14 protein-coding genes and 1 pseudogene are annotated in these 21,498 nt (G+C 71.4%); 5 read left to right on the top strand and 10 right to left on the bottom strand.

Going from position 1 to position 21,498, the window contains the following annotated elements:
- The first annotated feature begins 477 nt into the window (after positions 1-477).
- On the top strand, positions 478-1,347 hold the full coding sequence (locus ACIHEJ_RS36595) for an SAM-dependent methyltransferase (RefSeq protein WP_400142007.1): 870 nt from the start codon (positions 478-480) through the stop codon (positions 1,345-1,347).
- A gap of 58 nt (positions 1,348-1,405) precedes the next feature.
- Here the strand turns inward: ACIHEJ_RS36595 and ftsH are convergent, their stop codons facing one another.
- The 6 genes from ftsH to ACIHEJ_RS36565 all read right to left on the bottom strand — a co-directional run bounded on the left by ftsH (position 1,406) and on the right by ACIHEJ_RS36565 (position 11,301).
- Positions 1,406-3,346 (bottom strand): ATP-dependent zinc metalloprotease FtsH, encoded by a 1,941-nt coding sequence (ftsH, locus tag ACIHEJ_RS36590; protein ID WP_400142006.1) that lies wholly within the window; start codon positions 3,344-3,346, stop codon positions 1,406-1,408.
- A 115-nt stretch (positions 3,347-3,461) separates the two neighbouring features.
- Positions 3,462-5,012, bottom strand: coding sequence for a signal recognition particle protein (gene ffh, locus ACIHEJ_RS36585; RefSeq protein WP_400142004.1), 1,551 nt, complete (start codon positions 5,010-5,012; stop codon positions 3,462-3,464).
- Positions 5,013-5,225: 213 nt separating this feature from the next.
- The gene (locus tag ACIHEJ_RS36580) at positions 5,226-7,772 is read right to left on the bottom strand and encodes a [protein-PII] uridylyltransferase (protein WP_400142002.1); all 2,547 of its coding nucleotides are present in this window, start codon (positions 7,770-7,772) and stop codon (positions 5,226-5,228) included.
- A gap of 28 nt (positions 7,773-7,800) precedes the next feature.
- Positions 7,801-8,139: a P-II family nitrogen regulator gene (locus ACIHEJ_RS36575; protein WP_400142000.1), complete on the bottom strand. Its 339-nt coding sequence runs from the start codon at positions 8,137-8,139 to the stop codon at positions 7,801-7,803.
- Positions 8,136-9,479, bottom strand: coding sequence for an ammonium transporter (locus tag ACIHEJ_RS36570; protein WP_400141998.1), 1,344 nt, complete (start codon positions 9,477-9,479; stop codon positions 8,136-8,138). Before ACIHEJ_RS36570 ends, ACIHEJ_RS36575 begins: the two co-directional genes overlap by 4 nt.
- Positions 9,480-9,822: 343 nt before the next feature.
- The gene (locus ACIHEJ_RS36565) at positions 9,823-11,301 is read right to left on the bottom strand and encodes a hypothetical protein (RefSeq protein ID WP_400141996.1); all 1,479 of its coding nucleotides are present in this window, start codon (positions 11,299-11,301) and stop codon (positions 9,823-9,825) included.
- Between the two features lie 457 nt (positions 11,302-11,758).
- Here ACIHEJ_RS36565 and ACIHEJ_RS36560 point away from each other — a divergent pair, with 457 nt between their 5' ends.
- The gene (locus ACIHEJ_RS36560; RefSeq protein WP_400141994.1) at positions 11,759-12,421 is read left to right on the top strand and encodes a bifunctional DNA primase/polymerase; all 663 of its coding nucleotides are present in this window, start codon (positions 11,759-11,761) and stop codon (positions 12,419-12,421) included.
- Between the two features lie 692 nt (positions 12,422-13,113).
- Here ACIHEJ_RS36560 and ACIHEJ_RS36555 read toward each other — a convergent pair.
- The gene (locus ACIHEJ_RS36555) at positions 13,114-13,809 is read right to left on the bottom strand and encodes a TetR/AcrR family transcriptional regulator (protein WP_400141992.1); all 696 of its coding nucleotides are present in this window, start codon (positions 13,807-13,809) and stop codon (positions 13,114-13,116) included.
- Between the two features lie 170 nt (positions 13,810-13,979).
- On the opposite strand from ACIHEJ_RS36555, the gene ACIHEJ_RS36550 reads away from it, so the two are divergent.
- Positions 13,980-15,098, top strand: a complete 1,119-nt coding sequence (locus ACIHEJ_RS36550) for a serine hydrolase domain-containing protein (RefSeq protein WP_400141990.1) — start codon at positions 13,980-13,982, stop codon at positions 15,096-15,098.
- Positions 15,099-15,155: 57 nt separating this feature from the next.
- On the opposite strand, the pseudogene ACIHEJ_RS36545 reads toward ACIHEJ_RS36550, so the two are convergent.
- Together ACIHEJ_RS36545 and ftsY are read right to left on the bottom strand one after the other, a co-directional pair.
- Positions 15,156-15,401 (bottom strand): annotated as a pseudogene (locus ACIHEJ_RS36545) (hypothetical protein); the annotation flags it as partial.
- Between the two features lie 211 nt (positions 15,402-15,612).
- Entirely contained in the window at positions 15,613-16,818 is a 1,206-nt protein-coding gene (gene ftsY / locus ACIHEJ_RS36540) for a signal recognition particle-docking protein FtsY (RefSeq protein WP_400141988.1), read from the bottom strand.
- A gap of 170 nt (positions 16,819-16,988) precedes the next feature.
- Here ftsY and ACIHEJ_RS36535 point away from each other — a divergent pair, with 170 nt between their 5' ends.
- Together ACIHEJ_RS36535 and ACIHEJ_RS36530 are read left to right on the top strand one after the other, a co-directional pair.
- Complete coding sequence (locus ACIHEJ_RS36535; protein ID WP_400141986.1) at positions 16,989-18,449, top strand: cytosine permease; 1,461 nt, start codon at positions 16,989-16,991, stop codon at positions 18,447-18,449.
- Between the two features lie 300 nt (positions 18,450-18,749).
- Complete coding sequence (locus ACIHEJ_RS36530) at positions 18,750-19,721, top strand: LLM class flavin-dependent oxidoreductase (RefSeq protein ID WP_400141984.1); 972 nt, start codon at positions 18,750-18,752, stop codon at positions 19,719-19,721.
- Positions 19,722-20,044: 323 nt separating this feature from the next.
- Here the strand turns inward: ACIHEJ_RS36530 and ACIHEJ_RS36525 are convergent, their stop codons facing one another.
- Positions 20,045-21,463 (bottom strand): sugar porter family MFS transporter, encoded by a 1,419-nt coding sequence (locus ACIHEJ_RS36525; RefSeq protein ID WP_400141982.1) that lies wholly within the window; start codon positions 21,461-21,463, stop codon positions 20,045-20,047.
- Positions 21,464-21,498: the final 35 nt, after the last annotated feature.

The raw sequence follows: 21,498 nt of genomic DNA, 5'->3' as shown, positions 1-21,498 counted from the left end.
TTTGCACTTACCCGTCAGTTGCCGCTGATGCGTCCGGACGAGGGCGGGTGCGCTGATCTGCGGAGAAGCCGCACAGCTCGTACCAAGCTGGTGCGTAGTTCGCCGTACGACCCGGCGCGTAGAGCTTCTGCGCACACCCGCACGGATACCGGCGGCGGATGCGCAAGAGACGTTTCGGTCGCTCTCGGCGGGGAGCCTCACCTTGCTCAGCGTCCGTGACGGTCGTGACGTTACCGCGCTCGTCCGAACCCCCGGCACCGGCACGTCCTGCCCGAGCGGACACCGTACGGTCACCTGGATTGCCGGGATGTGAAATCTCGCCACACACGCGGACAGACCCCAAGCGGGACGCCACGACCCCTGGACGGCGCCGCGAGCCCGGAGTTACCTGGCATACGTGGGAAGTGCGCGCGCACGGTACGGGGGCCACGCAATCGGGCACAGCGGCGAACTGTCGGCGGATTGGGGCGCTTACCTATGACACCTACGCTCGTGCGGCAGCACGTGGCTCACGCGGATTCCGCACCCCGCGTGGACCGGTGCGCACGCGCGCGTGACTGGTCCGAGATCCAGGAGCGGATGCTGGTCCCGCTCTACGAAGCCGTCTACGAACGACTGGAAGTGGGCCCGGCCACCCGACTGCTGGGCCTGCGCTGCGGCTCCGGGCTCGCCCTGCTGATGGCGGCCTCCAGAGGTGCCGCGGCCGTCACCGGTGTCGACTGCTGTGCCGAGCGGCTCGCCCTCGCGCGCGAGCGCCTGGTGCCGGACACCCCCCGCGCGGCGCACGGCACGCGCACGCGTGCGGCCCCGCACCTCGTCGAGGGCGATCCAGGGGACGCGGTCGACGCGGAGACGGCCGCGTACACGCTGGTGACCGTCTTCGAGCCGATCGGCTGCCTCGCGGGCGACTCCGAGGGGCTCGGCGAGCTGCTGGCAGCCGCGCTGCCGCTGGCCGGGCGAGGGGCCGCGGTGGTGCTGGCCGGCTGGGGCCCGCCGGAGCGCTGTGCCACCTCCTCGGTGCTGCGGGTGGCGACGAAACTGGCCGATCCGCTGCGCAGCGCGCGCAGCTGGCGGCCGGCCCGCCGGGACGACCTGGAGGACGTCGCGCAGCGGGCCGGGCTGAAGCCGGACGGCTCGGGGCGGGTCGCCTGCCCGTTCGGGTACGCCGACCCGGACAGCGCGGTACGGGGCCTGTTGTCGACCGGGCTGTTCGACGCGGCGATCGCGGCGACCGACGCCAAGCAGGTGGACAAGGAGCTGACGGAGGCCCTGCACGCGCACCGGCGCGAGGACGGGACCGTGTGGATGGAGAACGTCTTCCGCTACCTCATAGCCCGCGTGCCCTAGGCACCGGCCTCGGGCGCCGCCCGGTCTCAGGCGTCGGTGGCTGCAGGCGCCGCCCGTCTCAGGCGTCGGTGGTCTTGGCCAGGCGGGGGATGCCGGCGATCCGGTAGGCGTCCGCCTCCTCCAGCGTCTCGCTCTCCAGCAGGGCTTCGGCGAGCGCGTCCAACTGGCCGCGGTGGTCGCGGAGCTTGCGGCACGCCTCCTCGTAACAGTCGTCGACGATGCGGCGCATCTCGGCGTCGATCACGTCGAGGGTCTGCGGGGCGGCGGCCAGCCCGTAGGCCTGCTGGGCGTCGTCCGGCAGGGCGGACAGCCGGCCGACGCGCTCGCTCATGCCCCAGCGGGCCACCATCCCGCGCGCGATCCTGGTGACCTGTTCGAGGTCGTTCTCCGCGCCCGTGGTGACGACCCCGTAGACGACGTCCTCCGCCGCCATCCCGCCCAGGGCGCCGATGATGCGACCGCGCAGGTACTCCTCCGAGTGCGCGTACCGCTCCACCTCGGGCGTGGACATGGTGACCCCGAGCGCCCGGCCGCGCGGCACGATGGTGATCTTGCGGACGGGGTCGGCGCCGGGCTGCAGCATGCCGAGGAGGGCGTGGCCGCTCTCGTGGAACGCGGTGCGCCGGCGGTCCTCCTCGGGCATGACGAGGGTGCGCTCGGCACCCAGCTGGACCTTCTCCAGCGCCTCGGACAGGTCCGCACCGGTCACCTGCTCCTGCTTGCGCTTGACGGCGAGCAGAGCCGCCTCGTTGGCGAGGTTGGCCAGATCCGCGCCCGTCATCCCGGGGGTCACGCGGGCCAGCTGCTCCAGGTCCACGTCCGCGGCGAGCGGGATCGGGCGGGTGTGGATCCGCAGGATCGACTCGCGCCCGGCGCGGTCCGGCGGGGCCACGGTGACCACCCGGTCGAAACGGCCGGGGCGGGTCAGGGCCGGGTCCAGGATGTCCGCGCGGTTCGTCGCCGCGATGACGATCACGCCCTCGGAGCCGGAGAAGCCGTCCATCTCGGTGAGGATCTGGTTCAGCGTCTGCTCGCGCTCGTCGTGACCGCCCATGGAGCTCGAGCCGCTGCGCGCCCGGCCGATGGTGTCGATCTCGTCGATGAAGATGATCGACGGCGCCACCTTCCGGGCCTCGGCGAACAGCTCGCGGACGCGGGACGCACCGACGCCGACGATCATCTCGATGAACTCGGACGCCGAGGCGGAGAAGAACGGCACTCCGGCCTCGCCCGCCACCGCCCGTGCGAGCAGGGTCTTGCCGGTGCCGGGCGGCCCCGCGAGCAGCACGCCGCGTGGCAGTTTCGCGCCCATCCTGCGGTAGACGTCGGGGTGTTCCAGGAAGTCGACGACGTCGTCCAGCTCCCCCTTGACCTCGTCGATGCCGGCCACGTCCGCGAAGGTCGTCCGTTCGGTGCCCGGCCGCAGCCCGATCGGTTTGGGCGGCGCCCTGCGGCCGAAGATCCCGCCCGCGCCGGGCAGGCCGGTGCCGAGCCGCCGTGAGACGACGATCCACACCACGGCCAGGACCGCGATCGGGATCAGGGAGATGCCCACGTTGGACAGCAGACTGCGTTCCTGCACGACCGGCCGCGCGGTCACCGTGACACCGTGGCTGCTCAGGTTCTGCCAGAGCCTGTCGGCCGCGAACGCCGGACGCTGTGTCTTGAACCTGGTGTACTGGCCGCCGCCCTCGGGATCGGCACGCGAACTCTTGAGCTCGCCCTGGATCGCGTCGCCCTTCGAGTAGATCTTGGCGACGTTGCCCTCACCGACCTGCCGGCTGAACTCGGTGTAGGAGATCGTCGGCTCGTTGCCCCGGCCGAAATAGTTCAGCCCGATGTAGGCCAGCAGGAAGACGATCACCGCGGTGACAAGCAGGCCCCACCACTTTCCGCCACGGATCCTTCCGCCACCGGACCGCCGGCGCGATTCATCGGGGGTGCCTTCGGTGCGCCACGGCTGATCAGGGGTTTTACGAGGGGGCGCCGCATCGCTCATATATGGACGTTACGGTACTTGGCGGACGTCGGCATGCGCTGAGGGCGCCCTCCCTGGTCAGGGGGGCGCCCTCAGCGGCGTACGGGCGGGATTCAGCCCATGAACTTCTCGGAGCTCAGCCCATGAACTTCTTGAACTCGTCCGGCAGCTCGAAGTCCTGGCCGCCCTGCTGCGGCAGCCCGAAGGCGTTGCCGCCCTGCGCGGCGGCCTCCCGGCGCTGGGCCTCCTCCAGCTCCTGCTGCTTGCGCTTCATCGGGTTGCCCGAGCGCTGCTTGCCCTTGGCCTTCTTCTGCTGCTTCTTCTGCCGGCCGGGGCCGCCGCCCATGCCCGGGATCCCCGGCATGCCCGGCATACCGCCGCCCTGGGCCATGCGGGACATCATCTTGCGGGCGTCGAAGAACCGCTCGACCAGGTTCTTCACCGCGCTGACATCGACACCGGAACCCTTGGCGATACGGGCGCGGCGCGAGCCGTTGATGATCGTCGGGTCCTGGCGCTCGCCCGGGGTCATCGACTTGATGATCGCGGCCATGCGGTCGACGTCCCGCTCGTCGATGTTCTGGATCTGGTCCTTGATCTGGCCCATGCCCGGGAGCATGCCGAGCAGCTTGGAGATGGAGCCCATCTTCCTGACCTGCTCCATCTGGGCCAGGAAGTCGTCCAGGGTGAAGTCCTGGCCCTTCTTGGACGCCAGCTTCGAGGCCATCTTGGCGGCCTCTTCCTGGCTGAAGGTCTTCTCCGCCTGCTCGATCAGGGTGAGCAGGTCACCCATGTCGAGGATGCGGGAGGCCATCCGGTCGGGGTGGAAGGCGTCGAAGTCGTCCAGCTTCTCGCCGTTCGACGCGAACATGATCGGCTTGCCGGTGATCTGCCGGATCGACAGGGCCGCGCCACCGCGGGCGTCACCGTCGAGCTTGGACAGGACCACGCCGTCGAAGCCGACGCCGTCGCGGAAGGCCTCGGCGGTGTTGACCGCGTCCTGACCGATCATCGCGTCGACGACGAACAGGATCTCGTCGGGGCCGACCGCGTCCCGGATGTCCGCGGCCTGCTGCATCATCTCGGCGTCGATGCCGAGGCGGCCGGCGGTGTCCACGATCACGATGTCGTGGACCTTGGTCCTGGCGAACTCGATGGAGTCCTTGGCGACCTTGACCGGGTCGCCGACGCCGTTGCCGGGCTCGGGCGCGTAGACGCCGACACCGGCACGCTCGGCGACCACGCTGAGCTGGTTCACGGCGTTCGGGCGCTGGAGGTCACAGGCGACCAGCAGCGGGGAGTGGCCCTGCTCCTTGAGCCACTTGCCGAGCTTGCCCGCGAGGGTGGTCTTACCGGCACCCTGCAGACCCGCCAGCATGATCACGGTGGGCGGCTGCTTGGCGAAGCGCAGGCGCCGGGTCTCGCCGCCGAGGATGGTGACCAGTTCCTCGTTGACGATCTTGAGGACCTGCTGGGCGGGGTTCAGGGCGCGGGAGACCTCGGCGCCGAGGGCACGCTCCTTGACGTTCTTGATGAACGTGCGGACGACAGGGAGGGCGACGTCCGCCTCGAGGAGAGCGATGCGGATCTCGCGCGCCGTGGCGTCGATGTCCGCTTCGCTCAAGCGCCCCTTGCCGCGCAAGTTCTTGAAGGTCGCTGAGAGGCGATCGGAGAGAGTATCGAACACGGCGGCGTCGGTCCTCGGAGTCGGGGGCAGTCTGAGCGTCTTCCAGGGTATCCGGCCCGACAAGGCGGTGGCCCCCGCCCGGGGCATTCGACGGGCGGGAAACCCCCTGCTGCGGCGAGCATGTGGCGTCCGTGCCGGCCTCTGCCGAGCTGCCCGGGTCGCCTCCGCGGCTGCGGAGTGCATGCCCGGCCAACGGCCCGGACCGCCACGAGGTCACGCCCGCAGCGTCTCCTCCAGCACCCGGGCCACCGACGCGGCGTCCTCCAGCGGCAGCGGCGCCCCGGTCCCGGTCGTGACATAGAACGCATCCACCGCGTTCGAGCCCAGCGTCGACACGTGCATGCTGCGCACCCGCACCCCCGCCTTCTCCAGGGCCATCCCGATCCGGTACAGCAGGCCCGGCGCGTCCTGGGCGCGGACCTCGATCACCGTGGCGTGGTGGGAGGCCGCCGGGGCCACCGTCACCCGGGGCGGCGGGGCCACCCAGCCGCGCCGGCGCGGGTAGGCCGCGTCGCGTTCGGCGAGACGGCCGGCGATGTCCAGGGTGCCGTCCAGGGCGCGGACCAGGTCGGCACGGAGCCGGGTGGCCTGGGGCAGCGAGCCGTACTCGGCGGCGACCCGCCAGTTCAGCAGCAGGACCGAGCCGTCGTCGACGTCGTCCGGCAGGCTCAGGGCGCTCAGCCCGGCCGTGCGGACGGTGAGGCGGTGCACGGCGAGGACGCCGGCGACCGCGGGGAGCACGGCGGGCTGGTCGGGTACGGCGATGAGCAGCTCGACGCCGAGGGGCTCGCCGGAGGGCTCCACCTCGGGGACCGGTGCCGTTCGTGCGTCCGTCCCTGGTTCCGCCCGGGTCTCCGTCTGTGCTCCCGTCTGCGCGCGCAGGGCGAGGACCGGGCCGCCCGTGCGGAACGCCTCGATCGCCAGCCGCTCCTGCTCGGCCGTGGGCGCGACGGGCTCCGGCTCCCCGGGGGCGTCCCCGGCGAGCACGGCGGACACCCGCCGTACCAGGTCGGCGACGAGCGAGCCGCGCCAGGAGGACCATGCCGCCGGCCCGGTGGCGAGCGCGTCGGCCTCCGTCAGGGCGTGCAGCAGCTCCAGGGTGCTCTGGGTGCCGACCGCCTCGGCGACCGAGCGGACGGTCGCCGGGTCCTCCAGGTCACGGCGCGTGGCCGTCTCGATCAGCAGCAGGTGATGGCGGACGAGCGTCGACACGACCGCCACGTCCGCACGGTCGAAGCCGATCCGCGCGGCCACGTCCTTGGCGATGATCTCCCCGGCCAGCGAGTGGTCGCCGGGCCAGCCCTTCCCCATGTCGTGCAGCAGGGCGGAGACGAGCAGCAGGTCGGGGCGGCTCACCCGGCGGGTCAGTGCCGAGGCGCGGGCCGCCGTCTCGATCAGGTGCCGGTCGACCGTCCAGATGTGGACGGCGTTGCGCTGCGGACGGCAGCGGACCCGTTCCCAGTCCGGCAGCAGACGGCTGATCAGGCCTTCCGCCTCCAGTGCCTCCCAGACGTCGACGGTCGGGCGGCCGGAGCCGAGCAGGGTCACCAATTGCTCGCGCGCCTCGGCGGGCCAGGGAGTGGGCAGGGGGCGTGCGGTGGCCGCCAGGCGCCGCACGGCGTGCAGGGAGAGCGGGAGACCGGCCTGTGCGGCGGCGGCCGCGGCCCGCAGGGGCAGCACCGGATCGCGCTCGGGACGCGCGGCGCGGGCGAGCACCACCTCGCCGTCCTGCTCCACGACGCCCTCGGCCAGCGGCGACCGTTCCGCGACCGGCGTGCCGCCGCCCAGCGCCTTCGCGTCGCCCGCCACCGCCCTTCTGAGGAAGTCGCTCCGCTCCCTTGCCAGCTTGCGCAGCCGCGGCCGGACGGCGCGCGAGCGCAGCACGCGCCCCACCTCACGCCAGGTGACATCGCTGGCGTACGCGATCACGCGCGCCGCCTCGTACACCTGCCGCAGCAGGGTGTCGGCGTCGAGGAGACCGAGTTCGGCGGCCACCTGGTCCTGCTCCTGCAGGGCCAGACGGTCGGTCGCGCGGCCCGTCGCCAGGTGCAGCGCGTCCCGGACGTCCAGCAGACGCCGACGGGCCTCGGCGAGGCCCTCGCGCGGGGCGTCGGCGAGCCAGGACGCGGCGACGGCACGCAGCGCGGTGGCGTCGCGCAGGCCGCCGCGGGCCTCCTTGAGGTCGGGTTCCAGCAGATACTGCAGCTCACCCTGGCGCTCCGCGCGGTCGGCGCACAGCTGCTGCAGTTCGGGCAGGCGCTTGGGGGCCTGGTTGCGCCAGTCGGCGAGGACGGCCGTACGCAGTCCGGCGGTGAGGCCGAGGTCGCCGGCGAGGTGGCGGGCGTCCAGGAGGCTCAGCTGGGCCTTCAGGTCCTCCCCCGCGGTCTTGCGGGCCTCCGCGGGGGTGCGTACGGAGTGGTCGAGGGCGAGGCCGAGATCCCAGACGGGGTACCAGAGGCGGTCGGCGAGGGCGGCGACCGCGCCCGGGTCGGAGCCGTCGTGCAGCAGCAGGAGGTCCAGGTCGCTGCGCGGGGACAGCTCGCCACGGCCGTAGCCGCCGACGGCGACCAGGGAGACGCCCGGCAGTCCTCCCGCCGCCGCGCCGAAGAGCCCGCCGAGCCATTCGTCGGTCAGCTCGGCGAGGGCGGTACGGCGCGGCGGCCCGGACAGCGCCCCCTCAGTGAGGAGGCGCAGCCGGGCCGCCGCGTACCCGCCGGGTCCCGAGTCTTCCGCCTTCGTGCGCACATCCGTCCCGGTCACCCAGCGACTCCCGTCGTTCGTGTCGTGGTCAGAGCGCGTCCGGCCCGCGCTCGCCGGTGCGGACCCGGACGGCCGTATCGACCGGCAGGGACCAGACCTTGCCGTCGCCGATCTTGCCGGTGCGGGCGGCCTTGGTGATGACGTCGATCAGCTGTTCGACGTCGTCGTCCTCGGCCAGCACCTCGATACGGATCTTGGGTACCAGGTCGACGGTGTACTCGGCACCACGGTAGACCTCGGTGTGTCCCCGCTGCCGACCGTAACCGCTGGCCTCGGTGACCGTCAGCCCGTGGACGCCGAAGGCCTGGAGTGCCTCCTTGATCTCGTCCAGCCGGTGGGGCTTCACGACGGCGGTGATGAGCTTCATGCGTCCACCTTCTTGGTCTGCGCGGCGGCCATGGCCGGGGCGTGGGCGGCGGAGCCGAGGACACCGCCACCGGTGCCGCTGAAGTCGTAGGCGCTCTCGGCGTGCTCGGCCTGGTCGATGCCGGAGATCTCCGCGTCCTGGGGCACCCGCATGCCGATGGTCCGGTCCAGCAGGAAGGCGAGGACGGCGGAGACGATCAGCGAGTAGGCGAGGACCGCGCCGACACCCGCGCACTGCTTCCACAGCTGGGTCCAGGTGTGGTCGCCGTAGAAGACACCGGTCGCGGTGGACTGGCCCTTGCCGGTGGCGAAGAAGCCGATCAGCAGGGAGCCGATGATGCCGCCGACCATGTGGACGCCGACGACGTCCAGGGAGTCGTCGAAGCCGAACTTGAACTTCAGGCCCACGGCCGCGGCGCAGGCGACACCGGCGATGGCACCGACGGCGATCGCGCCGAGCGGGGAGACCGCACCGCCGGACGGGGTGATCGCGACCAGACCGGCGACCGCGCCGGAGGCGGCACCGAGGGTGGTGAAGGCGCCGTGCCGGATCTTCTCGTAGGCGAGCCAGGCCAGCATGGCGGCGGCCGTCGCGACCTGCGTGTTGACGAACATCAGCGCGCCGACGCCGTCGTCGTTGCCGAGCCAGGAGCCCGCGTTGAAGCCGAACCAGCCGAACCACAGCAGGCCCGCGCCGAGCATGACCAGCGGGAGGCTGTGCGGGCGCATCGGGTCCTTCTTGAAGCCGACGCGCCTGCCGATGACGAGGATGACACCGAGGGCCGCCGCACCCGCGTTGATGTGGACCGCCGTGCCGCCCGCGAAGTCGATCACACCGAGCTTGTAGGCCCAGCCGTCGGCGCCCCAGACCCAGTGGGCGACCGGGACGTAGACGATCGTGACCCACAGGGCGATGAACAGCGACCAGGCCGAGAACTTCACGCGGTCGGCGAGGGCACCGCTGATCAGGGCCGGCGTGATGATCGCGAACATCATCTGGAAGACCATGAACACGAAGATCGGGATGGTGTAGCCGGGCCAGAGCTCCGTCAGACCGATCTTGCGCAGGCCGAGCCAGTCGGGGTCCCAGCCGATCAGGGCGTTGTTCGTGCCGAAGGCGAGGGAGAAGCCGTAGAGCACCCACAGAATGGTGACGATGCCCATGCTGATGAAGCTCATCATCAGCATGTTCAGGGTGCTCTTGACGCGGACCATGCCTCCGTAGAAGAAGGCCAGACCCGGCGTCATGATCAGCACCAGGGCGGAAGCAATGAGCATGAAGCCTGTGTTCGCGGACGACAGTTTGGGCGCGTCCGCCGCAAGCATGATGGCTGGTGCCATCGGCGTCTCCTCGTCGGTTGGTACGGCCCCGTGCGGGCGGTGCCTGAGCGGTCCGGCGGGTCGTGGGGGCGGGCCGGTTATGGGCCACGAGACTGACGCAGCGCGGTTTCGGTGGAAGCCCCTCGTTGTTTCGCCGGGGTGACGAAGACGCCCTGTGTGTTACGCGTCGATGAAGCGCGGGATGTCCGGCCGGGCGCTCGTTATCGTGGCGCAGCCTGCACCGGAGCATCCGGCAGGAGAAACAGGCCGGCCGCGGCGGGCCTTCCGATGACCTGGCGTGGGGGAGCCGAGTCGGGCAGTTCGGGAGGACCGGCCGCGGCCGGGGCTCATGGGGGTGGGCCGGTCAGACGGCCTCCGCGGTTTCGGGCAGGTCCAGGGCGAGCTTGTCGCCGAGGTCGACGACGGCGGCGAGGTCGCCGTAGTCCCGCGCGGCCGTGTCGACCGTCTTTCGGATACGAGTGTTCACACGCTCGGAGCGGACCTTCCTGGCGATGTCCATGGCCTGAGCCGCATAGGTCGTGCTCTGCTCGGGCTCGCGCTGGAGCAGGTGCACGGTGGCCATGCCGATCAGGTTCAGCGCGTACGACCGCTGGTGCTCACTGTCGTCGGCGAACTTCTCCACCGCCTTGCGCATCAGCGGCTCGGCGAGGGAGGCATAGGTCGGGCTGCGTCCGGCGACGTAGGCGAGGTCGCGGTAGGAGTGGGAGTTCTCGCCGTACAGCTCGGCCTCGGAGAAGAAGCGGATCCAGTCGGGGTCCGGCTCGTCCCACTCGTCGGCCTCGGCGAAGGTGTCCTCGGCCATGCGGACCGCACGCTTGGTCTTGCCCGGCTGGCCCATGTTCGCGTAGGCGCGGGCCTCCATCGCATACAGCATCGACTGGGTGCGCGGGCTCGCGCAGTCGCGGCTGCCGTACTGGGCGAGGTGGATCAGCTCCAGGGCGTCGTCGGGCCGCCCCAGGTGGATCATCTGGCGGCTCATACTGGAGAGGATGTACGAGCCGAGCGGCTTGTCACCGGCCTCCTTGGCCGCGTGCAGGGCGAGCACGAAGTACTTCTGCGCGGTGGGCTGCAGACCGATGTCGTAACTCATCCAGCCCGCCAGCTCGGCGAGTTCGGCGGCGACCTTGAACAGCTTGCGGGTGGTCGCCTCGGGCTGCGGCTCCTGGAGCAGGTCGGTCACCTCGTGCAGCTGGCCGACGACCGCCTTGCGGCGCAGGCCGCCGCCGCACTGGGCGTCCCACTGGCGGAACATCCGCGTGGTGGACTCCAGCAGGTCCAGCTCGGGCTTGGAGAGCCGGCCCGGCCTGCGGGAGTCCGGCATCGGCTCGGGCTCGGTCGTCACCGGCGAGCCCGGGGTCGGGACGAGCCAGCGCTGCATGGGCTCGATCAGGGAGGGACCCGCGGACAGTGCGAGCGAGGTGCCGAGGAAGCCGCGCCGGGCGAGCATCAGGTCGCTGCGCGAGAACTCGCTGAGCAGGGCGACCGTCTGCGGGCCCGTCCACGGCAGGTCGACACCGGACGCGGAGGGGGACGGACGCGCGGCGCGCAGGCCGAGGTCCTCGATGGAGACCACACAGCCGAAGCGCTCCGAGAACAGCTCCGAGAGGATGCGCGGGATCGGCTCGCGCGGGTTCTCCCCGTCCAGCCAGCGGCGCACGCGCGAGGTGTCCGTGGAGATGTGGTTGGCGCCCAACTGGCGTGCCCTGCGGTTCACCTGGCGAGCCAGCTCGCCCTTGGACCAGCCGCTGCGCACGAACCACGATCCGAGCAGCTCGTTGGGGCGCTTGTCAGCGTTCGCCCCGCCACCGCCGTTGCCGCCCACTGGAACGCCCCCATCCCTGAGACCACTTGTCGCCGAGTGCGCCAAGCCCTATCAGAATGCCGGTAAATACGGCCTCTCGTCCGCCGGTTCTCACCCACCGAACGAGATGACGACTCGCCTCCGGCATACCCGTGAAGGCATATGCCCCCAGGCCTCGCACACACACAGTAATCCTACGATCACCCGCTCAGCCACGTGGATCCCTGAAACGCCACCATTCGCCACCCCTTCGAATGAACTCACGATCGCCCGCACGCGATTCACTTGACATAGGACGGCCGGGAGTGGGCGGAGTGATGCACGGAGGGGCGCGTGGACCCGGGTGCGCCACCCGAAACGCTTCAAGGCGCCGCCTTGGCCCAGCGGTGGCGCGGGGAGGCGGAGCCGTAGCGTTACGTTCCGCTTCCGTCTCGCTCCGTGCCGTAACCACCGGCGCGCCGGACCTGTTGGAGGGGGCATGGGCTTCACGATCGGCGGCATCCGCGAGATCCGCTCGGGCACGCGTCGGCGCGGCCGCTCGTCGGAGTGCACCGCCGTCGCCGAGTTCACCGGACTGTGGGGCTGGGACGTGGTCCCGGGCGCGCGGGCCGCGGCGGGTGTCTGCTCCTGCGGACCCGCCGGCTGCCCGGCCCCCGGGGCGCACCCCCTCGACTTCGCGCCCCAGGTGCCGGCCGGGGCCACGCTGGACGAGGTCACCAAGGCCTGGTCCGAGTTCCCGGGCGCTGCGGCGATGCTGCCGGTCGGCCGCGCGTTCGACGTCCTGGAGGTCTCCGAGCCCGCCGGGCGCCGCGCCCTGGCCCGGCTGGAGCGCATGGGTCTCCCCCTCGGCCCGGTCACCGCGACCCCGGACGGCCGCGCCCACTTCTTCGTCGCGCCCGGAGCCGCCGCCGAGCTGCCCGGGCTCCTGTACCGCATGGGCTGGGACGACCCCTCCGCCCTGGACCTGCGCGGCCTCGGCTCCGGCGCGCACATCACCGCGCCGCCCTCCGACCGGGGCGGCCTGGGCCCGGTGCGCTGGCTGCGACCGCCCGCGCTGGACTCGGCGACCCGGCCTCCGGCAGCCCGGCTGCTGCTGGGCACGCTGGCGTACGTGGCGCACCGGTCACGGGCGCGTGCCTGATCGGGCCTCGGCGTTCAACCGCACCGTGGCCGGCGCTGAGATGGTCAAGGTCCGGCCGTAGCCGGAGGGCGTCGACGCGGCTCTCGTTCGCGCGTCGGGCCCTGCGCTTGGCCGGGATCGACGGGGCGCCCTGGGCGGCATCGAGGGGCTGGCAGCGGGCGAGGAACGGGCGGCGAACCGGGGGCGCGGCGGCGATGCGCAGTGTGTGGCCCCGGCCGCGCCGTACGTTCACGCCCTGGTTGGGCGCGGCCCGCTCGGCGTCGTCCGGCTCGGTCGCGCGGAGGAAGTCGGCGGCCTTGTCTGGCATCTCGCGTGCGACCGGCAGCTCCGGGGCCGGTGCGTCCGCCTGATTGGCCGCGGTGTGCTCGGACACGAGGTCGGCGACGGCCGTGCGGACGGCGCCCCGGCCGACGTCGTCCTCGCGGGCCAGGGCTGCGATGGACCGACCGTCCAGGTATGCGGGGCGGCCGGCACCCGCCCGTCGCGGCCGGGCGCCGGCCGCCCTTGTCGCCCCTGGCCTCGGCGGACCGCAGCCCGTCGCAGGTCGGTTCACGCGGGAGGTCGCGCTGGAGTCCGCCGGCGGCGGCGAGGGTCTGCACGATGAACTTCGCGCGGGTGGCGGGCGGTGAGGTCCATCACGGAGAGGAGACCCCGGATCGTCCGGGTTCATCGGACATCCGCCGCGCCTGTCGTCATTCGATCGTTGCCGACACTCCCGAGCCGGTCCGCCGGCTCGGACGGATCGCGGCCTCGATGTGGGCGAGTTGGGCGGCGATGATCTCTTCGAACGCTGCGCGGCGATCGGCCCCGAGGGGACGGACGTCGCGGGCGAAGTGGGCCAGGGTCGGGAAGCGTTCGGGGTCGGCGCCCAGAACCGCCACGCGGAACAGCTCCATGCCCTGTTCGTACTCTCCGGGGGTGACGGTGCTGACCCCGGCCTCGGAGGCGATCAACGCGGAGATGAGGACCGCGATCCGGTGGTAGCGCGCCGGGATCTCCTCGTCGGGCAGCCCCGACGCGCGCAAGGCCTGCAGCACCTCTTCCATGACCAGCCGGGAACCGGTGCCGCTTGACGCGTAGCGTCCCCAGACCGCGGCGAGCTGGGGCTGCCGTCCGAAGGCCTCTCTCAGCCGCAGGGCCAAGGTCGTGACGCGCTGCTTCCAGTCACCCTCGGGGCGATAGCCGTCCATCGCGGCCACCAGGATCCGGTCGGCGACCGCGCGCAGCAGTTCCGTCTTGCTGCGGAAGTGCCGGTAGAGGCTGGAGGAGTCGGTCCCGAGGGCCGCGGCCAGCTTGCGCACGCTGAACGAGTCCGCGTCGCCCGTGCGCAGCAGTTCCGCCGCCGCATCCAGGATCTCTTCGGTGGACCAACGCCTTCGGCCTGCCATCTTGCTCCTCTCGCCACCTCTCATCCTATCTGTGCACTTGGTGTTGCACGCACTGCGTGCATAATAAGGACATGGCTATGCCGGGCGGGTCGGCATGCCACTCGTGCCCTGTTGTCCGGGCCAGGCGACCGATGCGGAGCTCACCCCGGGAAAACGAAAGGACGCATGACGTGAGGAACCCACTGGATCACGTGGCACTGGACGCGGCCGTCGAGAACGTCCACCGCGCCGGGATGCCGGGCCTGTTCGCCGAGGTGCGGGACGGAGACCAGGTCTGGCGCGGCGCAGCCGGGGTCGCCGATGTCGCCACGGGCCGCCCCGTCACCGCCGACATGCGGCACCGTGTCGGCAGCATCACCAAGACCTTCACCGCCGCCGCGGTTCTGCAGCAGGTCGAGAACGGCCGGATCGGTCTCGACACACCGATCGGCCGGTACCTTCCGAAGCTGGTTCCCGGTGAACGCGGTGACGCGATCACCGTCCGGATGCTGCTCGACCACACCAGCGGCCTCGCCGAGTACCTCCCGTACGCCTACCCCTCCCTCAAGGCGTACCCCGCCCTCGCGGAGACCGGACCCCAGAGCCTGGACGACCACCGGTTCACGCGGTTCGACCCCGTTGAACTGATCGAGATGGGCGTCACCGCACCTGCCGTCGGCGCCCCGGGCGGCACTCCGGGGGTGTACTCCAACACCAACTACCTGCTCCTCGTCCAACTCCTGGAACAGGTGGCGGGCACGCCGGCGGAGCGATACATCACCCGGCACGTCATCGAGCGCGCCGGACTCCGGGACACCGAACTCCCCGCCGGACCGTACGTCGACGGGCCGCACTCGCAGCTCTACGAGGCGTGGTTCGGCATGATCGACCCGCCGCGCGACTACAGCGTCTACGACATGTCATGGGTGGGGCCGTCGGCCTCGCTGATATCGACCGTCACGGACCTCAACCGCTTCTTCGCCATGCTGCTGGCCGGAGAGATCGTCAGTCCGTCGTCGCTCGCGCAGATGCAACGCACCGTCCCGGTCGTCTCCCAAGAGGGGAAGACGATCGACTACGGCCTCGGCCTGCACCCGATGGAGGGGCCCGGTCAGGGCACCTTCTGGGGCCACGGCGGTACGGTCTGGGGTGGTGGAGCGCTGGCCATGACCCGTGCCGACGGCAAGCGGCAGATGTCCGTCGCGGTGAACCTCCAGAGGTGGAACCGGCTCGACTCCTCCGGCAAGCCGCAGCCCCATCCCATCGACGACGCGCTTGCGACTCTGTACCGCGTGGCGATGTACGGCTGACCGGGCCGCCTGCTGAACCCGTCGGCCGCTCTCATTCCTCTTCGTCCTCGTCGGGACTGCCCGCACGTCATTCACCCGCTCCAGCGCCTTCGCCGGGCTCGCGCCCGCCGTCCGCGTCGGCGGCCGGCGCAGCCGCTGCAGTTCCGAGATCCGACGCCCGTCCGGCACCCCCCGGCAGAGCCGTCCGATCCGCCGGCAGTGCGGTGCCTGCCCGCCGCGCGGCGCCCGCCACTGTCGCGCACAGCCGCTTGTCCGCTGCCTGTCGCACCGATGCACCTGCTGGGCCGGCACGCTCACGCCCGGCCACGGCCGACCACGACACGTCCGGCGGATCACCGACCAAGAACCGGCCGACGTACCGGACGGTGCGCATCCGCACCGCGAACCCCAGCCGGTGCGGTGCGACGGAGCCCCGAGGCCGTGATCGTCGTACGGCGCGCCGGACAAGGCGAAGCGCCCGTCCCCGACTGCACCTTGGGGCGGGCGCTTCATGTGTACCTACCGGTACACGGTCCTAGTCGCCGATCAGCGCGTCCACGAACGCCTCCGGCTCGAACGGCGCGAGATCGTCCGCGCCCTCGCCGAGCCCGACCAGCTTGACCGGCACGTTCAGCTCACGCTGGACCGCGACGACGATGCCGCCCTTGGCCGTACCGTCCAGCTTGGTCAGCACGATGCCGGTGATGTCCACGACCTCGGCGAAGACCCGGGCCTGCACCAGTCCGTTCTGCCCGGTGGTGGCGTCCAGTACGAGCAGCACCTCGTCCAGCGGCGCGTGCTTCTCCACGACCCGCTTGACCTTGCCCAGCTCGTCCATGAGACCGGTCTTGGTGTGCAGGCGGCCGGCGGTGTCGATGAGGACGACGTCGACCCCCATCTCCTTGCCTTCCTTGACCGCGTCGAAGGCGACGGAGGCGGGGTCGCCGGCCTCCGGACCGCGCACGGTGTAGGCGCCGACACGCTCGCCCCAGGTCTGCAGCTGGTCGGCGGCGGCGGCACGGAAGGTGTCGGCGGCGCCGAGGACGACCGTACGGCCGTCGGCGACGAGCACGCGCGCGAGCTTGCCGGTGGTGGTGGTCTTGCCGGTGCCGTTGACGCCGACGACCATCACGATGCCGGGCTTGCGGTCCTCGGGCTCGGTGCGCACCGTGCGGTCGACGTCGGTGCCGACCAGCTTGAGGAGCTCCTCACGCAACAGGCCGCGCAGCTCGTCGGGGGTGCGGGTGCCGAGCACCTTCACCCGCTCGCGCAGGTTGTCGACCAGCTCCTGGGTGGGCTGCACGCCGACGTCGGCGGTGAGCAGCGTGTCCTCGATCTCCTCCCAGGTGTCCTCGTCGAGGTGCTCGCGGGAGAGCAGCGTGAGCAGCCCCTTGCCGAGGGCGTTCTGCGAGCGGGACAGGCGGGCGCGCAGCCGGACCAGCCGGCCCGCGGTGGGCTCCGGGATCTCGATCTCGGGCGCCTCGACAGCGGCAGGGGGCTCCTCCACGACGACCGGTGCGGGGCCGCCCGGGAGATCCACCTCCTCGATCGTGCGGCGCGGTTCGTCGCGCGGCGTCTCGGCCTCGTCGCCGACGTGCGGCTCGGCCGGGGGCGCGGTGATGTCGGGCGTCTTCGGGGGCGGCGGAGGCAGCGGCTTCCGGCGCCGGCTGCCCACGATCAGCCCGCCGAGCGCGCCGAGCACGACCACGGCGATGATCACAGCAAGGATGATGGTTTCCATAACGGCTCCAGTATCAGCCATGGGGTAGGGCGGGAGGTTGTTTGTGGCTTCCTCCGAGAGACAAACGCCACCTATGAGAAGGAGTCGGAGCAAAGTACGATGGTGGCGGCTCGGTTGACGCGCGTAGAGTCCCGACCGTCACCTGTCCCCCCACGTCTGGCCCCTTTTTCATGAGCAAAACCGTCGAGACCGAAGGCGCTCTCGAGACCCGCGGCATCGAGCAGGTCCCGGATCACGAGCGCACCGCGCAGACCCGTGAGCTGTTCCCCACCTGGGTCGGCGCCAACATCAGCGTGCTGCTGCTGACCATGGGCGCGAGCCTGGTCGTGGCGTACCACCTGAACATCTGGCAGGCGCTCGTCGTCGCGGTGGCCGCGCCGGTCGTGTCGTACGGCCTGGTCGGCCTGATCGGCATCTCCGGGAAGCGGGGCGGGGCGCCCGGCATGGCCCTGTCGCGCGCGGTCTTCGGACAGCGGGGCAACCTGCTGCCCGGCTCGCTGATCTGGGTCGCGCGCTGGGGCTGGGAGACGATCAACGCGGTCACCGGCGCCTACGCGATGCTCACCATCCTGGACATCCTGTTCGGCATCAAGGGCAACAGCGTGCTGGACATGGTGACGCTGCTGGTGTTCGTCGTGGCGACCTTCGCGATCTCCGGGCTCGGCATCAACGCCGTGCAGAAGTGCAACAAGTACGCGACCTATTTCTTCGGCGTCTTCTCGGTGCTGGTCCTGGTCTACCTGGCCGTCAACACGGACTGGTCGAAGGTCGTGCACCACGGCGGCGGGTCGACGGCCGCGGTGATCACCGGTGTCGGCATGATCGCGGCCGGCGGTGTCAGCTGGATCCCGACGGCGCCCGACTTCACGCGCTACCTGCCGCGCACGGCGTCCTCGAAGGCGATCGTGGGCACGGCCGTGGGCGGTGCCGGCATCGTGGTCCTCCCCATGGTCCTCATGGGCGCGGTGATGGCGGTCTCCACGCCGGACCTGGCCTCGGCCACCGACCCGGTGTCCTTCCTCGGCGAGATCCTGCCGACGTGGATCGCGGTGCCGTACCTGTTCATCGCGCTGGTCGGCATGCTGCTGATCAACTCGATGTCGATGTACTCAGCGGGCTTCACCGCGCAGACCCTGGGCTTCAAGGTGCCGCGGCACTGGGCGGTCTCGGTCAACGCCGTGATCTCGCTGGCCTTCGGCGGGGTGCTGATGCTGGTGGCGACGAGCTTCATGGGCTCCTTCATCGCCTTCCTGTCCCTGCTGGCCGTCGCCTTCTCCGCCTGGGTCGGCGTCTTCGGCGCGGACATGCTGCGCCGCACGGAGTACGACGGCGAGGCGATGACCGACACCACCCGCACCAGCGCCTACTGGTACAAGGGCGGCTTCTCCCCCGCCGCCGTCGCCGCCTGGGCGATCGGCCTGGTGTCGGGCCTGATGTTCACGACCTCGGACTGGTTCACCGGCCCGCTCGCGAAAAACAACGTCATCGGCGAGTACGGCCTCGGCTGGGTCGCCACGATCGTGATCTCCGGCCTGCTGTACCTGGCCCTGCCCAAGCCTCGGGTGACGGCTCCGGCCGGGGCCACCGAGGCTGCCGAGACCACCGAGGAGCGGGCGACCGCCGACGTCTGACCGCGGGCTCAGCCGGACAGACCACTCTCGTGCAGGGCCGCGCTCGCCCGGGAACGGAGACGAGCGCACCGGCCCTCGGCCTCCTCGTCGGCACCGTCCGGGCAACAGCAAGGGGCGGCCGGCCACCGCAGGTCCCCCGGCTCGAGCCACTGGGCGGCCCGCCTCCGCCCGGCGTCCACCCGCGGATCGTCGGGTACGGCGTCGGTCGTCCGCCGAGCCCGGCCCTCGGCCTCCTGGCTATCTGACGCTACGTCAGCTACCGTCCCCCTCCACCGCAGCGCACCGGAGGGGGACCTTCCCATGCCCGTCACGGTCGTACGTTTCAACCTCGTCGCTCCCGGCGCGAGCCCCGCCGCCCTCTCCGCCCGCTACCGGGCCGCCCTGGAGATGGCCGCGTACGCCGATGAGCACGGCATCAGCACCGTGCAGACCGAGGAGCACCACGGCGCCGAGAACAACTGGCTGCCGTCGCCGTTCGCCTTCGCGGGCGCGGTGTTCGGGGCGACCCGCCGGATCGCGGTCACCGTGTCCGCGCTGATCGGCCCGCTGCACGACCCGCTGCGGCTGGCCGAGGAGATCGCCGTACTGGACCTGTTGAGCGCCGGTCGGCTGGTGACGGTGGCCGGGATCGGCTACCGGCCCGAGGAGTACGCCCTCTTCGACGTGGACTGGAAGCGGCGCGGCCGGCTGCAGGACGAGCTGCTGGAGACGCTGCTGAAGGCCTGGTCGGGCGACGAGTTCGGCTACCGGGGCCGCAGCGTCCGGCTCACCCCGCGCCCGTACACCGATCCGCACCCGCTGCTGCTGGTCGGCGGCTCCTCGAAGGCCGCCGCCCGCCGGGCCGCCCGGCTGGGCCTGCCGTTCTTCCCGAGCGCGCATCTGCCGGAGCTGGAGGCGTACTACAAGGAGAAGCTCACCGAGTACGGCACCGAGGGCTGGGTCATGATGCCCGCCGCCGAGACCCCGCTGCTGCACATCGCCGAGGACCCGGACCGGGCGTGGGCGCACTACGGCGAGCACTTCCTGCACGAGGCACGGACGTACGCCTCCTGGCAGTCCGGGCAGATCCGCTCGGCGGTGAAGTCGGCGGCCACGACGGTGGAGGAGCTGCGCGCGGAGGGTGTGTACCGGATCCTGACATCACAGGAGTGCGTGGCGCTGGGGGCCGACAGTCTCGTACTGCATCCGCTGGCGGGCGGGATGCCCCTGGAGGAGGCGTGGCGAAGCCTGCGCCTGTTCGCGGAGCAAGTGCTTCCGCAAGCGGGGGCCTGAGCTCGCCCTTCGGGCGGGAGTGAGGGGCGGATCCGTTCCGGCGGCGGGTGCGGACGGCCAGGGTTCGCGCAGGTCAGGCTCGTGCGACCCGGGGCGTGAGGTGCGGGCGGTGGAACGGATCTGCCGATCGGCCCCCTCCGGGCCGGCGCGACGCCGTGGGCGGGCGCGACGCCGTGGGCGGGCGGGGTCCGGACCGGTGGGGGCCGGGTCGGGGAGGGAACCGCCGCCCCCGGACCGGTGGGGGCCGGGCCGGGGGCGGCGGACGGTACGAGGAGAGGGGCAGCGGGGACTTGGCCCTTCTCCCCGAGTTCGGGGGCCGGTGATCAGCCCATCTCCTCCAGGGCCTTGCCCTTCGTCTCCTTGACGTACTTCAGGACGAACGGGATGGAGAGCGCGGCGAAGAGCGTGTAGATCACATAGGTGCCGGACAGGTTCCAGTCGGCCAGCGACGGGAAGCTCGCGGTGATGGCCCAGTTGGCGATCCACTGCGCGGAGGCGGCCACGCCGAGGGCGGCGGCACGGATCTTGTTCGGGAACATCTCGCCGAGGAAGACCCAGACCACCACGCCCCAGGAGAGGGCGAAGAAGAGGACGAACACGTGGGCGGCGATCAGGGCGACCCAGCCCTGCGTCGCGGGCAGCTTGCCGTCGACCAGGTGGTACGAGAACGCCCAGGCCTCCAGCGCGAGGCCGACGACCATACCGACCGAGCCGATCAGGGCGAGCGGCTTGCGGCCGACGCGGTCCACGAAGATCATCGCGATCACGGTGCCGATGATGTTGATGATCGACGTCGTGAAGGAGTAGAAGAACGAGTCCGTCGGGTCGACACCGACCGACTGCCACAGCGTCGAGGAGTAGTAGAACGCGACGTTGATGCCGACGAACTGCTGGAAGACCGACAGGCCGATACCGACCCAGACGATCGGCTTGAAGAAGAAGGAGCCGCCGAGCAGGTCCTTGAAGGAGGACTTGTGCTCGCTCTTCATCGCGTGCTCGATCTCGGCGACGCGGGCGTCCAGGTCGGTGCCCTTGCCCTCGACCTCGGCGAGGATCTCCTTGGCGCGCTCGCGCTTGCCGACGGAGAGCAGGAAGCGCGGGGACTCGGGGATGGCGAAGGAGAGCAGGCCGTAGAGGACGGCCGGGATGACCATCACGCCGAGCATGACCTGCCAGGCCTCCAGGCCCATCAGCTCGCCGCGCTGGTCGCCGCCGGCGGCGTTCAGCAGGCCCCAGTTGACCAGCTGGGAGATGGCGATGCCGACGACGATCGCGGCCTGCTGGAAGGAGCCGAGCCGGCCGCGGTAGGCGGGCGGGGCGACCTCGGCGATGTAGGCCGGGCCGATGACGGAGGCCATGCCGATGGCGAAGCCGCCGACGATGCGCCAGAAGGCCAGGTCCCACAGCGCGAAGGGGAGGGCCGAACCGACGGCGCTGATCGTGAAGAGGACCGCGGCGATCTGCATGCAGCGGATGCGGCCGATGCGGTCGGCTATGCGGCCCGCGGTGGCGGCGCCGATGGCACAGCCGATCAGGGCGATCGCGATGACCTGGGCGAGGGCCGCGGAACCGATGTCGTACTTGCCGCGGATGGCCTCGACCGCACCGTTGATCACGGAGCTGTCGTAACCGAAGAGGAAGCCGCCCATGGCGGCAGCCGCCGCGATGAAGATGACGTGCCCGAGATGTTCGGGGTGAGCCGTCCCGGCTCCTGACTGAGGTGCCTGCGCTGTGCTGGTCACGTAAATCTCCTCGGGCCACGGCAACGCTGCCGCGG

Source organism: Streptomyces sp. NPDC052301, from assembly GCF_044593395.1.
GTDB lineage: Bacteria > Actinomycetota > Actinomycetes > Streptomycetales > Streptomycetaceae > Streptomyces.
This window is presented reverse-complemented; position numbering and strand designations above follow the sequence as displayed.

Bases quoted from the DNA above. Each gene is read 5' to 3' on its own strand.
- ACIHEJ_RS36595 (WP_400142007.1), top strand. From the start codon at position 478: ATGACACCTACGCTCGTGCGGCAGCACGTGGCTCACGCGGATTCCGCA.
- ftsH (WP_400142006.1), bottom strand. From the start codon at position 3,346: ATGAGCGATGCGGCGCCCCCTCGTAAAACCCCTGATCAGCCGTGGCGC.
- ACIHEJ_RS36575 (WP_400142000.1), bottom strand. From the start codon at position 8,139: ATGAAGCTCATCACCGCCGTCGTGAAGCCCCACCGGCTGGACGAGATC.
- ACIHEJ_RS36570 (WP_400141998.1), bottom strand. From the start codon at position 9,479: ATGGCACCAGCCATCATGCTTGCGGCGGACGCGCCCAAACTGTCGTCC.
- ACIHEJ_RS36560 (WP_400141994.1), top strand. From the start codon at position 11,759: ATGGGCTTCACGATCGGCGGCATCCGCGAGATCCGCTCGGGCACGCGT.
- ACIHEJ_RS36555 (WP_400141992.1), bottom strand. From the start codon at position 13,809: ATGGCAGGCCGAAGGCGTTGGTCCACCGAAGAGATCCTGGATGCGGCG.
- ftsY (WP_400141988.1), bottom strand. From the start codon at position 16,818: ATGGAAACCATCATCCTTGCTGTGATCATCGCCGTGGTCGTGCTCGGC.
- ACIHEJ_RS36535 (WP_400141986.1), top strand. From the start codon at position 16,989: ATGAGCAAAACCGTCGAGACCGAAGGCGCTCTCGAGACCCGCGGCATC.
- ACIHEJ_RS36530 (WP_400141984.1), top strand. From the start codon at position 18,750: ATGCCCGTCACGGTCGTACGTTTCAACCTCGTCGCTCCCGGCGCGAGC.